Annotated in this window: 12 protein-coding genes; 11 read left to right on the forward strand and 1 reads right to left on the reverse strand. The window is 72.2% G+C overall.

Annotated features, from left to right (window positions below; translation table 11 throughout):
- The first annotated feature begins 1 nt into the window (after window position 1).
- From AB0I68_RS20250 to ftsH, 3 genes are all read left to right on the forward strand, one after another.
- On the forward strand, window positions 2–2,443 hold the full coding sequence (locus AB0I68_RS20250; protein ID WP_363178703.1) for a [protein-PII] uridylyltransferase: 2,442 nt from the start codon (window positions 2–4) through the stop codon (window positions 2,441–2,443).
- Window positions 2,444–2,616: 173 nt separating this feature from the next.
- Window positions 2,617–4,185, forward strand: a complete 1,569-nt coding sequence (ffh, locus tag AB0I68_RS20255; protein ID WP_363178704.1) for a signal recognition particle protein — start codon at window positions 2,617–2,619, stop codon at window positions 4,183–4,185.
- Between the two features lie 218 nt (window positions 4,186–4,403).
- Window positions 4,404–6,230: an ATP-dependent zinc metalloprotease FtsH gene (gene ftsH / locus AB0I68_RS20260; RefSeq protein WP_363178705.1), complete on the forward strand. Its 1,827-nt coding sequence runs from the start codon at window positions 4,404–4,406 to the stop codon at window positions 6,228–6,230.
- 42 nt (window positions 6,231–6,272) lie between these two features.
- Here the strand turns inward: ftsH and AB0I68_RS20265 are convergent, their stop codons facing one another.
- Entirely contained in the window at window positions 6,273–6,950 is a 678-nt protein-coding gene (locus tag AB0I68_RS20265) for a methyltransferase type 11 (RefSeq protein WP_363178706.1), read from the reverse strand.
- 131 nt (window positions 6,951–7,081) lie between these two features.
- On the opposite strand from AB0I68_RS20265, the gene proS reads away from it, so the two are divergent.
- The 8 genes from proS (at window position 7,082) to lepB (ending at window position 13,014) form a co-directional block, all read left to right on the forward strand.
- Window positions 7,082–8,494, forward strand: coding sequence for a proline--tRNA ligase (gene proS, locus AB0I68_RS20270; RefSeq protein WP_363178707.1), 1,413 nt, complete (start codon window positions 7,082–7,084; stop codon window positions 8,492–8,494).
- A gap of 213 nt (window positions 8,495–8,707) precedes the next feature.
- Window positions 8,708–9,307 carry a hypothetical protein gene (locus tag AB0I68_RS20275; RefSeq protein ID WP_030298455.1) on the forward strand — a complete coding sequence of 200 codons (600 nt, stop codon included), beginning with the start codon at window positions 8,708–8,710 and terminating at the stop codon, window positions 9,305–9,307.
- Window positions 9,308–9,576: 269 nt separating this feature from the next.
- Window positions 9,577–10,017 carry a 30S ribosomal protein S16 gene (gene rpsP, locus AB0I68_RS20280; RefSeq protein WP_363178708.1) on the forward strand — a complete coding sequence of 147 codons (441 nt, stop codon included), beginning with the start codon at window positions 9,577–9,579 and terminating at the stop codon, window positions 10,015–10,017.
- A 2-nt stretch (window positions 10,018–10,019) separates the two neighbouring features.
- A complete protein-coding gene (locus AB0I68_RS20285; RefSeq protein WP_007266827.1) occupies window positions 10,020–10,259 on the forward strand; it encodes an RNA-binding protein in 240 nt (79 codons plus the stop codon).
- 80 nt (window positions 10,260–10,339) lie between these two features.
- The gene (gene rimM / locus AB0I68_RS20290) at window positions 10,340–10,891 is read left to right on the forward strand and encodes a ribosome maturation factor RimM (protein WP_363178709.1); all 552 of its coding nucleotides are present in this window, start codon (window positions 10,340–10,342) and stop codon (window positions 10,889–10,891) included.
- Window positions 10,891–11,712: a tRNA (guanosine(37)-N1)-methyltransferase TrmD gene (gene trmD, locus AB0I68_RS20295; protein WP_363178710.1), complete on the forward strand. Its 822-nt coding sequence runs from the start codon at window positions 10,891–10,893 to the stop codon at window positions 11,710–11,712. Before rimM ends, trmD begins: the two co-directional genes overlap by 1 nt.
- A 133-nt stretch (window positions 11,713–11,845) precedes the next feature.
- A complete protein-coding gene (gene rplS, locus AB0I68_RS20300; RefSeq protein ID WP_008737520.1) occupies window positions 11,846–12,196 on the forward strand; it encodes a 50S ribosomal protein L19 in 351 nt (116 codons plus the stop codon).
- A 44-nt stretch (window positions 12,197–12,240) separates the two neighbouring features.
- Window positions 12,241–13,014: a signal peptidase I gene (gene lepB / locus AB0I68_RS20305; RefSeq protein WP_363178711.1), complete on the forward strand. Its 774-nt coding sequence runs from the start codon at window positions 12,241–12,243 to the stop codon at window positions 13,012–13,014.
- Window positions 13,015–13,233: the final 219 nt, after the last annotated feature.

Raw genomic sequence — 13,233 nt, forward strand, 5'->3', positions numbered from 1 at the left:
GGTGACGAGCGTCGAACAGACCACGACGGGTGATTCCGGCGATCCGTCCGGCTCGGGACCCAGCGGGTACGCCGCGGCCCGGCTGCGACTCCTCCAGGAGGAGTCGCGGTCCGGGCCTTCACGGCGTTCCGCGCTGGCCGGGCTGACCGACGACTGGCTGAGCGCCCTGTTCGCCACGGCCCAGCGGGAGACCGGGGTACGGGGCGCCGCCCTCGTCGCCGTCGGCGGCTACGGGCGCGCCGAACTCTCCCCGCGCAGCGACCTCGACCTGCTGCTGCTCCACGACGGCAAGGCGGAGCCGCGGGCGCTCGCCGCGCTGGCCGACCGGATCTGGTACCCCGTGTGGGACCTGGGCGTGGCCCTGGACCACTCCGTGCGGACCCCGGCCGAGGCCCGCAAGACCGCCGCCGAGGACCTCAAGGTGCACCTCGGGCTGCTGGACGCGCGGCCCGTCGCGGGCGACGCGGGCCTGGTGGCGGGCCTGCGCACCTCGGTACTGGCCGACTGGCGCAACCAGGCCGCCAAACGGCTCCCGCAGCTGCACTCCCTGTGCCGGGAGCGGGCCGAGCGGGCCGGGGAGCTCCGCTTCCTGCTGGAACCCGACCTCAAGGAGGCCCGCGGCGGGCTCCGCGACGTCACCGCGCTGCGGGCCGTCGCCGCGTCCTGGCTGGCCGACGCCCCGCGCGAAGGGCTGGCCGAGGCCCGGCGACGGCTGCTGGACGCGCGGGACGCCCTGCACCTGGTGACGGGCCGTGCGACCGACCGGCTCGCGCTCCAGGAACAGGACCAGGTCGCGACGCAGCTGGGCCTGCTCGACGCGGACGCGCTGCTGCGCGAGGTGTACGAGGCCGCGCGGGTCGTCGCGTACGCGGGCGATGTGACCTGGCGGGAGGTCGGGCGGGTCCTGCGCGCCCGGGCCGCCCGGCCGAGACTGCGCGCACTGCTCGGGACCCGGGGGGCCGCGGCCGCCGAGCGGGCGCCGCTCGCCGAGGGGGTCGTCGAGTCCGACGGCGAGGCCGTCCTGGCCCTGGCGGCCCGGCCCGACCGGGACCCGGTGCTGGCGCTGCGGTTCGGCGCCGCGGCCGCGCAGGCCGGACTGCCGGTGTCGCTGCACGCCGTACGCCGGCTCGCGGCGCAGGCCAAGCCGTTGCCCGTGCCGTGGCCCGCCGAGGCGCGGGAGCAGCTGCTGACCCTGCTGGGCGCGGGGGAGCCCACGGTGGCGGTCTGGGAGGCCCTGGAGGCGGAAGGCCTGATCACCCGGCTGCTGCCCGACTGGGAACGGGTGCGGTGCCGTCCGCAGCGCAATCCCGTGCACACCTGGACGGTGGACCGGCACCTGGTGGAGACGGCGGTGCGCGCCTCCGCCCTGACCCGCCGGGTGAGCCGCCCGGACCTGCTGCTCATGGCCGCCCTGCTGCACGACATCGGCAAGGGCTGGCCGGGGGACCACTCGGTGGCGGGCGAGACGATCGCCCGCGATGTGGCCGTACGGGTGGGCTTCGACGCGGAGGACGCCGCCGTGCTGGGGGTGCTCGTACGGCACCACCTGCTGCTGATCGACACGGCGACGCGGCGCGACCTGGACGACCCGGCGACGGTCCGGTCGGTCGCGCAGGCCCTGGGATCGCTCGGCACGCTGGAGATACTGCACGCGCTGACCGAGGCGGACGCCCTGGCCACCGGGCCCGCGGCGTGGAGCACGTGGCGGGGCTCGCTGGTGGCGGACCTGGTGGCGCGGGTGGCCTCGGTCCTGGGGGGCGCGGCGCCCGTCGAGGCGGAGCCGGCCATCCCGACGACGGAGCAGGAACGCCTCGCGGTGGAGGCGCTGCGCACCCGGGAGCCGGTGCTGGCACTGCACGCGCGCCAGGAGGAGGACGACGCGGTCGGGGTCGAGCTGGTGGTGGCGGTCCCGGACCAGCCGGGAGTGCTCCCGGCGGTGGCCGGGGTGCTGGCCCTCCACCGGCTCACGGTCCGCGCCGCGGACCTGCGCTCGCTGGAGCTCCCGGACCGGCTGGGCGAGGTCCTGGTCCTGCGGTGGCGGGTGGCCGCCGAATTCGGCTCGCTGCCGGAGGCGGCCCGGCTGCGCACGGACCTGGTCCGGGCCCTGGACGGCTCGCTGGACGTCCCGGCGAAGCTGGCGGACCGCGAGGCGGCGTACCCGCGGCGGCGCGGGGTGGTCCCGCCGCCGCCCCGGGTCACGGTGGTCCCGGACGTGTCCTCGCTGGCCACGGTCCTGGAGGTACGTGCCCCGGACGCGGTGGGTCTGCTGCACCGGATCGGCCGCGCGCTGGAATCCTGCGGGGTCCGGGTCCGCAGCGCGCACGTCTCCACGCTGGGCGCCAATGCGGTGGACTCCCTCTACGTGGTCGACCCGGACGGCAAACCCCTGCCGCCGCCCGCGGCCGCGGCCCTGGCCGCCAGGCTGGAGTCCGCCCTGAGCTGACCCGGCCTCCGCAGGCCCCCCGGTGCACAGCGCCCCGCCCCCTTCCCGCCCCTTCCCGCCCCTTCCCGCAACCGGTCTCCGGGGAGGGGACGGGCCGACGGGTTCAGTATCCGGCGGGGCCCGATACCCTGGGGGGCGACCACACGCCCCCGACCCGAGGAATCGCGACCACCGTGTTCGATACGCTTTCCGACCGCCTCAGCGCGACCTTCAAGTCCCTCCGGGGCAAAGGCCGCCTCTCCGAGCAGGACATTGACGCTGCGGCGCGGGAAATCCGTATCGCCCTCCTCGAGGCCGACGTCGCCCTCCCCGTCGTCCGCTCCTTCATCGCGAACGTCAAGGAGCGCGCCCGCGGCGAAGAGGTCTCCAAGGCCCTGAACCCGGGCCAGCAGGTCCTCAAGATCGTCAACGACGAGCTCGTCTCGATCCTCGGCGGCGAGACCCGGCGCCTGCGCTTCGCCAAGACCGCGCCCACCGTGATCATGCTCGCCGGTCTCCAGGGTGCCGGTAAGACCACCCTCGCCGGAAAGCTCGGCCTCTGGCTCAAGGGCCAGGGCCACGCCCCGCTGCTCGTCGCCTGCGACCTCCAGCGCCCCAACGCCGTCAACCAGCTCAGCGTCGTCGCCGAGCGCGCCGGTGTCGCGGTCTACGCGCCCGCCCCGGGCAACGGCGTCGGCGACCCGGTGCAGGTGGCGAAGGACTCCATCGAGTACGCCCGCACCAAGCAGTACGACATCGTCATCGTCGACACCGCCGGCCGCCTCGGCATCGACCAGGAGCTGATGCAGCAGGCCGCGGACATCCGCGACGCCGTCAGCCCCGACGAGATCCTCTTCGTCGTCGACGCCATGATCGGCCAGGACGCGGTCAACACCGCCGAGGCCTTCCGCGACGGCGTCGGCTTCGACGGCGTCGTGCTCTCCAAGCTCGACGGCGACGCCCGGGGCGGTGCCGCGCTCTCCATCGCGCACGTCACCGGCAAGCAGATCATGTTCGCCTCGAACGGCGAGAAGCTCGACGAGTTCGACGCGTTCCACCCCGACCGCATGGCGGGCCGGATCCTCGACATGGGTGACATGCTCACCCTCATCGAGCAGGCCGAGAAGACGTTCAGCCAGGCCGAGGCCGAGAAGATGGCGGCCAAGCTGGCGAAGGGGCCGAAGGAGTTCACGCTCGACGACTTCCTGGCCCAGATGGAGCAGGTCCGGAAGATGGGCTCCATCTCCAAGCTGCTCGGCATGCTCCCCGGCATGGGGCAGATCAAGGACCAGATCAACAACATCGACGAGCGCGACGTCGACCGCATGGCCGCGATCATCAAGTCGATGACCCCGGCCGAGCGCCACGACCCGCACATCATCAACGGCTCGCGCCGCGCCCGTATCGCCAAGGGCTCCGGTGCCGAGGTCAGCGCCGTCAAGTCGCTGGTCGAGCGCTTCTTCGAGGCCCGCAAGATGATGTCCCGCATGGCCCAGGGCGGCGGGATGCCCGGCATGCCGGGCATCCCGGGCATGGGCGGCGGCCCCGGCCGGCAGAAGAAGCAGGTCAAGCAGGCCAAGGGCAAGCGCAAGAGCGGCAACCCGATGAAGCGCAAGGAAGAAGAGGCCGCGGCTGCCGCGCGCCGCGAGGCGGGTCCGCAGACGGCCCCGCCCGCCACCGGCAGCCCGTTCGGCCTTCCCGCCGCGGGCCAGTCCGGCCAGGACTTCGACCTTCCTGACGAGTTCAAGAAGTTCATGAAGTAATCGCAGTCGCAGGGGAAGGGCCCCGGCCGGTGATCCGGCCGGGGCCCTTTCGCGTACGTTCTGCGGGCGCAATGGTGCGTTATATCCCTTATGGTCGGCCGGGGGGACGGCAGTAAGGAGGCCATGTGCCAAGCCCCACCCCCGTACCGCCTCGTGATCGCGCCGATACGCCCTGGCGCTCCGAGGGTGCGCCGCCCGCACCGCCGCCCAAGAGGAGGATGCCCGGGGGCTGGCGCGGACTGGTCCTCACCGCCCTGATCGTCTTCCTGCTCGCCAACGCGATCCTGTCGTTCTTCAACGAGGGTGGCGAGCCGACGGTCTCGTACACGGAGTTCAGCAAGCAGGTCGCCGACGGCAACGTCTCGAAGATCTACTCCAAGGGCGACGCCATCCAGGGCGAGCTGAAGAACGAGCAGCCGCTGCCCGACGGCGGCAAGGGCGACTACACGAAGTTCGTCACCCAGCGCCCGGCCTTCGCCGACGACCAGCTGTGGGCGAACCTCAGCAGGCACCACGTCGTCGTCACGGCCTCCCCGGTCGTCGTGCAGCGCAGCTTCCTGGCCAATCTGCTGATCTCGCTGGCGCCGATGCTGCTGCTGGTCCTCCTGTGGGTCCTCATCGCCCGCCGCATGGGCTCGGCCATGGGCGGCGTCGGCCCGCTGGGCCGCAAGCAACCGCCCAAGCCCGTGGAGCTGGAGGGCGGCAGGCGCACCACGTTCGCCGACGTGGCCGGCATCGACGAGGTCAAGGGCGAGCTGCACGACGTCGTGGACTTCCTCAAGAACCCGCAGCAGTACCGGGCCATGGGCGCCCGGATGCCCGGCGGGGTCCTGCTGGCCGGACCACCCGGCACGGGCAAGACCCTGCTGGCGCGGGCGGTGGCCGGTGAGGCCGGGGTGCCGTTCTTCTCCGCCTCCGCCTCCGAGTTCATCGAGATGATCGTCGGCGTGGGCGCCTCCCGGGTCCGCGAACTCTTCTCCGAGGCGCGCAAGGTGGCTCCCTCGATCGTCTTCATCGACGAGATCGACACCATCGGCCGGGCCCGCGGCGGCGGGGCCGCCATGGGCGGCCACGACGAGCGCGAGCAGACCCTGAACCAGATCCTGACCGAGATGGACGGCTTCTCCGGGTCGGAGGGCGTGGTCGTCGTCGCCGCCACCAACCGGCCCGACGTCCTGGACCCCGCGCTCACCCGCCCCGGCCGCTTCGACCGCACGGTGTCGGTCTCCCCGCCCGACCGGGCCGGCCGCGAGGCCATCCTGCGGATCCACACCCGCGACATCCCCCTGGCCGCCGACGTGGATCTCGGACAGGTGGCCCGCACCACCCCGGGCATGACGGGCGCGGACCTCGCCAACCTGGCCAACGAAGCCGCCCTCCTCGCGGTGAAGCGGAAGCAGGGCCAGGTCACCCAGGCGGACTTCATGGACGCCCTGGAGAAGGTCCAGCTGGGCGCGGCGCGTGCCCTCGTCATGCCGGAGGAGGAGCGCCGCCGTACGGCCTGCCACGAGAGCGGCCACGCCCTGCTGGGCATGCTCCAGCCGGGCGCCGACCCGGTCCGCAAGATCACGATCGTGCCGCGCGGCCGGGCGCTCGGCGTCACCCTCTCGACCCCGGATGCGGACCGCTACTCCTACACCGAGGACTACCTCCGCGGCCGCATCATCGGCGCGCTGGGCGGCATGGCTGCCGAGCACGTCGTGTTCGACGTCATCACCACGGGCGCGGAGAACGACCTGGAACAGGTCACCAACCTCGTCCGTGGCATGGTCGGCCGCTGGGGCATGAGCGAGCGCGTCGGCCGCCTCACCGCGATCCCGGCGGACGCGCAGAGCCCGTACGGGCTCGTGGCGGCCCCCGCCACGCTCGACGCGGTGGACCACGAGATGCGGCGGATCGTCGACGAGTGCTACGTGGAGGCCTGCCGGCTGCTGCGGGAACACCGTCCGAAACTCGACGCCCTGACCGAGGCGCTGCTGGCGAACGAGACCCTGGACGAAGCGGCCGCCTACGAGGCCGCGGGCATCCCCCGCCTGTCGAAGTAGCGGCGGAGGCGGCCCGCGCCCGCGACCGGGCCGCCGCTGCGGCTACGGCACGCGGGCGATCACGTAGCGGAAGATGTTCGGCAGCCAGACGGTGCCGTCCGGCCGCTCGTACGGATGAAGCGCCTCCGTCAGCTCCTTCTCGACCTGCGCCGGATCCGAGGAGGACTCGTACAGCCCCGCCGACAGCAGCCCCCGTACCGCGCTGTCCACGTCCGCGTACCCGAAGGGGCAGAACACCCGCCCCGATCCGTCGGGGGCGAGCCCGGCGTCCGACACCGCCGCGTCCAGATCCCGCGGCGCCGGCCCGCCGCCCAGCACCGCAGGCACCGTGCACCGCTCCGCCGGGCCCCAGTCGGCCAGCACCACCGCCCCGCCCCGCCGGACCGCCGGCAGGGCCGCGTCCAGGGCCGCCGCGGACGGCGAGAAGGCCAGCAGCACGTCGTACGGCCGCGCGGTGGCCGGCGGGGCGGGGACCACTTCCAGCAGCCGCTCGCGCGCCAGCGCCCGCCGCGCCGGATCCGCCTCCACTCCCGTGGTGACGGCTCCCCGCCCCGCGGCCAGCAGCAGGGCCAGCCCGGACCCGCAGTCCAGGCCGAGCAGCCGGTCGCCCGGCCCGACCTCCAGCCGGTCGTAGACCGCTTCGTACAGCGGTACCAGCATCCGTTCCTGGATCTCCGCCCAGTCCCGGGCGACGAGCGTCGCCGTCGGCGTCGGTGTCATCGAAAGAGCGCTCCTGATTCCTTGTCGCCCCCTTGCCCCCGTTGCCAGAGAACTCCCCATTCGCCCCCGCGTCCAGAGGAGTGCGCCACCCGATTCACGCATCGAGTGCCCGGCGCCGTACCATTCGCGCCATGGCAAAGGCACCCGTTCTCACCCCCCAGGCGGAGGATTTCCCCCGCTGGTACCAGGATCTGATCAACAAGGCCGAGCTGGCCGACAACGGTCCGGTACGCGGCACCATGGTCATCCGGCCGTACGGCTACGGCCTGTGGGAGCGGATGCAGCAGGAGATGGACGCGCGCATCAAGGACGCGGGCGCCCAGAACGCGTACTTCCCGCTGTTCATCCCGCAGTCGTACCTGACGAGGGAAGCCGAGCACGTCGAGGGCTTCGCCCCCGAGCTCGCGGTCGTCACGCACGGCGGCGGCAAGGAGCTGGAGGAGCCGGTCGTCGTCCGGCCGACCTCCGAGACGATCATCAACGACTACTTCTCCAAGTGGGTGCAGAGCTACCGCGACCTGCCTCTGCTGATCAACCAGTGGGCCAACGTCGTCCGCTGGGAGATGCGCCCGCGCGTGTTCCTCCGTACGAGTGAGTTCCTCTGGCAGGAGGGCCACACGGCCCACGCCACGTACGAGGACGCCCGCGACTACGCCGCCCGCATCCACACGGACGTGTACGGCGACTTCATGACGAACGTGCTCGGCATCGATGTCGTGCTCGGCCGCAAGACCGCCAAGGAGCGCTTCGCCGGCGCGATCAACACCCTCACCCTCGAGGGCATGATGGGCGACGGCAAGGCGCTGCAGCTGGGCACGAGCCACGAGCTCGGCACCAACTTCGCCAAGGCCTTCAACACGCAGTACCTGTCGAAGGAAGGCAAGCAGGAGCTCGTCTGGCAGACCTCGTGGGGCGTTTCGACCCGCATGGTCGGCGGTCTGATCATGTCCCACGGCGACGACAACGGCCTCCGTGTCCCGCCGCGCCTCGCGCACGTCCAGGTCGTCGTCATGGCGATCAAGGGCGACGAGGCCGTCGCGAAGGTCCGCGAGCTCGGTGCGCAGCTGAAGGCCGCCGGCCTCCGCGTCCAGGTCGACGACCGCGTCGACACCCCCTTCGGCCGCCGCGCCGTGGACTGGGAGCTCAAGGGCGTACCCGTCCGCGTGGAGATCGGCCCCCGCGACCTGGAGGCCGGCACCGCGATGCTGGCCCGCCGGATCCCGGGCGGCAAGGAGCCCGTGCAGATCGACGCGCTCGCCGACCTGCTGCCCAAGGTGCTCGACGAGGACCAGGCGCAGCTGCTGCGCGAGTCCCGCGAGCGCCGCCTGGCCCGTACCTCCGACGTCTCCACCATCGAGGAGGCCGCGGAGGCCGCCATCGCCGGCGGCTGGGCGCGGATCCCGTGGGCCGACCTCGGCCCCGAGGGCGAGGCCAAGCTGGGCGAGCAGGCCGTGTCCGTACGGTGCCTGATCGCCGAGGACGGGTCGGTTCCGGAGGCGGACGACGCCCCCGGTACGCTCGCCATCGTCGCGCGCTCGTACTGATCGCCCCTGCCTGACCACCCGACCCGCCCCGGCGCACGGCACGAGCCGCACGCCGGGGCTGGTTCTCGTTGGTCGACGTTACGTACCGACTCCTCCTGGGATCGGCGCACCCGTCCTCGTCGGGACGCATGAGACTGAACTGACTGGTACGTGCAAAAAATTTGGAATGGCCCGGAATCGGAACACCGGGGCACCCCGGCTCGTTGTCACGACGTGAGCACGACACCACCTGTTCTCGCCGCAGAGCTGGCGCAGGCGTGGGCCGACATTCAGCGGTACCACCCCGAGCTGCCTGACCTTGCCGCGCCCGAGTCCCTGATCGGAGAGTCCTCGTCCGCCTGCGGCGCCGAGCTCTCCTTCGAGCGACTGCTGCACGAGGCAGTCCACGGCATCGCCGCCGCCCGCGGAGTGCGCGACACCTCGCGGGCCGGCCGCTACCACAACCGCAGATTCCTCGCGATCGCCGAGGAGATGGGGCTGGACCACTCCGACGAGCCGCATGCCAGCAGCGGCTTCTCGCTGGTCTCGCTCAATCCCGAGGCGAAGAAGCGCTACCGCCCCACCATGGAGCGGCTGCAGCGCGCGCTGAAGGCGCACACGGCCGCGACGGCCGCCGACACCAAGCGCAGCTTCCGCGGGCCGGCCGCCCGGCACGGCTCCTCGGGTGGCGGCGTGCGCGTCAAGGCGGTCTGCGACTGCGGGCGCAATGTGCGCGTGGTCCCCTCCGTACTGGCCCAGGCGCCGATCGTCTGCGGCGGCTGCATGAAGCCGTTCCGCATCCCCGAGGTCGCCGTCTCGGCCGCCGCCTCCTGAGCCCGCGGCCCCACGGCCGCACGGCAGCGATGGACGGGCGGGGTGCTTCCGCAGGGCGGGGGCGGCCCGGTGGCGTGCGCTCGCGCGCCTCTGATCGCCGCTCCCCGCGAGAAGCGCCGCAGGCATGTGGCACAATGGCTAGCTGTACTCGACAGTCGCATAGGACCCCTCTCTCCTCCGGCTGACGCGTCCATCGGGCACCCGAGTACCGCAACCCCACGTGGCATCTCATGTGCCCAACCACGTCAAGTTCAGGAGACACCACTCCAGTGGCAGTCAAGATCAAGCTCAAGCGCCTCGGCAAGATTCGCCAGCCGCACTACCGCATCGTCGTCGCCGACTCGCGCACCCGCCGCGATGGTCGCGCGATCGAGGAGATCGGTCTGTACCACCCGACGTACAACCCGTCGCGCATCGAGGTCAACGGCGAGCGTGCGCAGTACTGGCTGTCGGTCGGCGCCCAGCCCACCGAGGCTGTGCTCGCCATCCTGAAGCTGACCGGTGACTGGCAGGCGCACAAGGGCCTCCCGGCCCCCGCGCCGCTGCTGCAGCCGGAGACGAAGGAGAGCAAGCGTCGCTCCTTCGACGAGTTCGCCAAGGCCCTCGAGGGCATCGGCGAGACCAAGGGCGAGGCCATCACGCAGAAGGCGAAGAAGGCCGACAAGAAGGCGGACGAGGCTGAGGCCGCCGCCGAGTCGACCGAGGCCTGATCATGCTCGAGGAGGCTCTTGAGCACCTCGTAAAGGGCATTGTGGACAACCCCGACGATGTGCAGGTCGCCTCGCGCAACCTGCGCCGTGGGCAGGTGCTCGAGGTCCGGGTTCACCCCGACGACCTCGGAAAGGTGATCGGCCGCAACGGCCGCACCGCACGTGCTCTGCGTACCGTCGTGGGCGCCATCGGCGGCCGGGGGATCCGCGTCGACCTCGTCGACGTGGACCAGGTCCGCTGAGCAGTTGAATCACCGGCACGGGCCGGGGAGGGCATACGTGCCCGCCCCGGCCCGTCGTCGTCTGAACAGGAGACATAACAGTGCAGCTGGTAGTCGCGCGGATCGGCCGCGCCCACGGGATCAAGGGTGAGGTCACCGTCGAGGTGCGGACCGACGAGCCGGAGCTGCGGCTCGGGCCCGGCGCCGTGCTCCAGACCGAACCGGCATCGGCGGGTCCCCTGACCATCGAGACGGGCCGGGTGCACAGCGGCCGGCTCCTGCTCCGCTTCGAGGGCGTCAAGGACCGCACCGGCGCCGAGGCGCTGCGCAACATCCTGCTGATCGCCGACGTCGACCCGGCGGAGCTCCCGGAGGAGCCCGACGAGTACTACGACCACCAGCTCATGGACCTGGACGTGGTGCTGGAGGACGGCACCGAGATCGGCCGGATCACCGAGATCTCCCACCTGCCCTCGCAGGACCTCTTCATCGTCGAGCGCCCCGACGGCACCGAGGTGATGATCCCGTTCGTCGAGGAGATCGTCGCCGAGATCGACCTCGAGGAGCAGCGCTGCGTCATCACCCCGCCGCCCGGGCTGATCGACGACCGCGCCGAGATCGTCTCCACGCGTGACAACGGGGAAGAAGCCTGATGCGTCTCGACGTCGTCACGATCTTCCCCGAGTACCTGGAGCCGCTGAACGTCTCCCTCGTCGGCAAGGCGCGGACCCGCGGGCAGCTCGACGTACACGTCCACGACCTGCGGGACTGGACGTACGACCGGCACAACACGGTCGACGACACCCCGTACGGCGGCGGTCCCGGCATGGTCATGAAGACCGAGCCGTGGGGCGAGGCCCTCGACGAGGCGCTGGCCGACGGGTACGAGTCCGGCGCGCGCGGGCCGGTCATGGTCGTCCCCACGCCCAGCGGCCGCCCGTTCACCCAGGAACTGGCCGTCGAGCTCTCCGAGCGGCCCTGGCTCGTCTTCACACCGGCCCGGTACGAGGGCATCGACCGCCGGGTCATGGACGAGTACGCCACGCGGATGCCGGTCTACGAGGTCTCCATCGGCGACTACGTGCTGGCGGGCGGCGAGGCCGCCGTCCTGGTGATCACCGAGGCCGTGGCCCGGCTGCTGCCCGGGGTCCTCGGCAACGCCGAATCGCACCGCGACGACTCCTTCGCGCCCGGCGAGATGGAGAACCTGCTGGAGGGGCCGGTCTACACGAAGCCCCCGGAGTGGCGCGGCCGGGGCATCCCCGACGTGCTGCTCAGCGGCCACCACGGGAAGATCGCCCGCTGGCGCCGGGACGAGGCGTTCCGCAGGACCGCGCAGCACCGCCCCGACCTGATCGAGCGCTGCGAGGCCTCCGCCTTCGACAAGAAGGACCGCGAGACGCTGAGCGTCCTGGGCTGGCGGCCGGACGCCGACGGCCGATTTTGGCGTAGGCCGGAGGCCGTGGAAGAATAGGCGGCTGCTGTGTGCTCGCGTGCGCCCCTGCCACAGGGGGACAGTCGTCCGCCGAGTGACGCAGCTCCCGAATTCTCTACGGAAACCCGCACCGGCGGCCTGTGGCGTCGTGCGAAGAAAGCAGACGAACAACATGTCTCACCTGCTCGATGGCGTCAATGCCGCCTCGATCCGCTCCGACGTCCCGGCCTTCCGCCCGGGTGACACGATCAACGTGCACGTCCGCGTCATCGAGGGCAACCGCTCCCGTATCCAGCAGTTCAAGGGCGTTGTCATCCGTCGCCAGGGCTCTGGCGTCTCCGAGACCTTCACGGTTCGCAAGGTCTCCTTCAGCGTCGGCGTGGAGCGCACCTTCCCGGTGAACTCCCCGATCTTCGAGAAGATCGAGCTCGTCACCCGCGGTGACGTGCGTCGCGCCAAGCTGTACTTCCTCCGTGAGCTCCGCGGCAAGGCCGCGAAGATCAAGGAGAAGCGCGACCGCTGATCTCCTCTCCGGGTCCCCGGGGCGGCCGGATAGGCTCGCCACCGATGGACACCGAAGCAGAGCTCACACAGCGCGGCCACTCCTCCCCCGACACGGGGGAGGGGCGGCCGCGTTTTGCGTTGTGGGGGCGCCGCGCGCTTCCCGGGTGGCGCGCCTTCCTGACCTGGCGGCGGGCCGGGGTGCTCGGCGTGCTCTGCACGACGTTCCTGCTGCTGATCAGCAATTTCGTCGTACAGCCGTTCCTGATCCCGAGCCGGTCGATGGAGCCGACGCTCCAGGTCGGGGACCGGGTGCTGGTGAACAAGCTGGCGTACCGTTTCGGCGACGGTCCGAAGCGCGGGGACGTGGTGGTCTTCGACGGCACGGGGTCCTTCGTACCGGAGCGTGCCGAGGGCAATCCGATCGGCGAGGCCCTGCACGGCGCGGCCTCCGCGCTCGGGATCGGGGAACCGTCCGACACCGACTTCGTGAAGCGGGTCGTGGGCGTCGGAGGCGACGACGTGGTGTGCTGCGATGCGGGAGGGCGGATCAAGGTGAACGGGGTTCCGTTGCAGGAGCCGTACCTGTATCCCGGCGACACGCCCTCGAAGGTGCCCTTCCGGATCGTCGTGCCCCTTGGGACCCTGTGGGTCATGGGTGATCATCGTTCCCAGTCCCGGGACTCCCGGGACCACCTGGGGGAACCGGGCGGGGGGATGGTGCCGGTGGAGAAGGTGATCGGGCGGGCCGACTGGATCGGCTGGCCGGTCCCGCGCTGGGGTCCGACAGCCACGGGTACGGGTGCGGCGACCGGGTCGTCCGGCGGCGGTCATGGGTAGCCGGGGCCGCTCGCGAGGCGGGCGGGTCCCCGAGCCGGAGCCGGATCCGGAGCCCGAGCCGAGGCGTGCTCCCCAGCCCCCGCGCGCGCCCGAATTCTGGCGTGCGCCCGAGACCCCGGGCGGCCCCGATCCCCGGTGGGAGCCCGAGCCCGGGCCGGCCGCCGCCCCAGAGCCCGCGCCGGCCGCGGCCCCAGAGCCCGGGCCGGCGCGGGAGCCCGG

The sequence above is a fragment of the Streptomyces sp. NPDC050448 genome, from assembly GCF_040655295.1.
Taxonomy (GTDB): domain Bacteria; phylum Actinomycetota; class Actinomycetes; order Streptomycetales; family Streptomycetaceae; genus Streptomyces.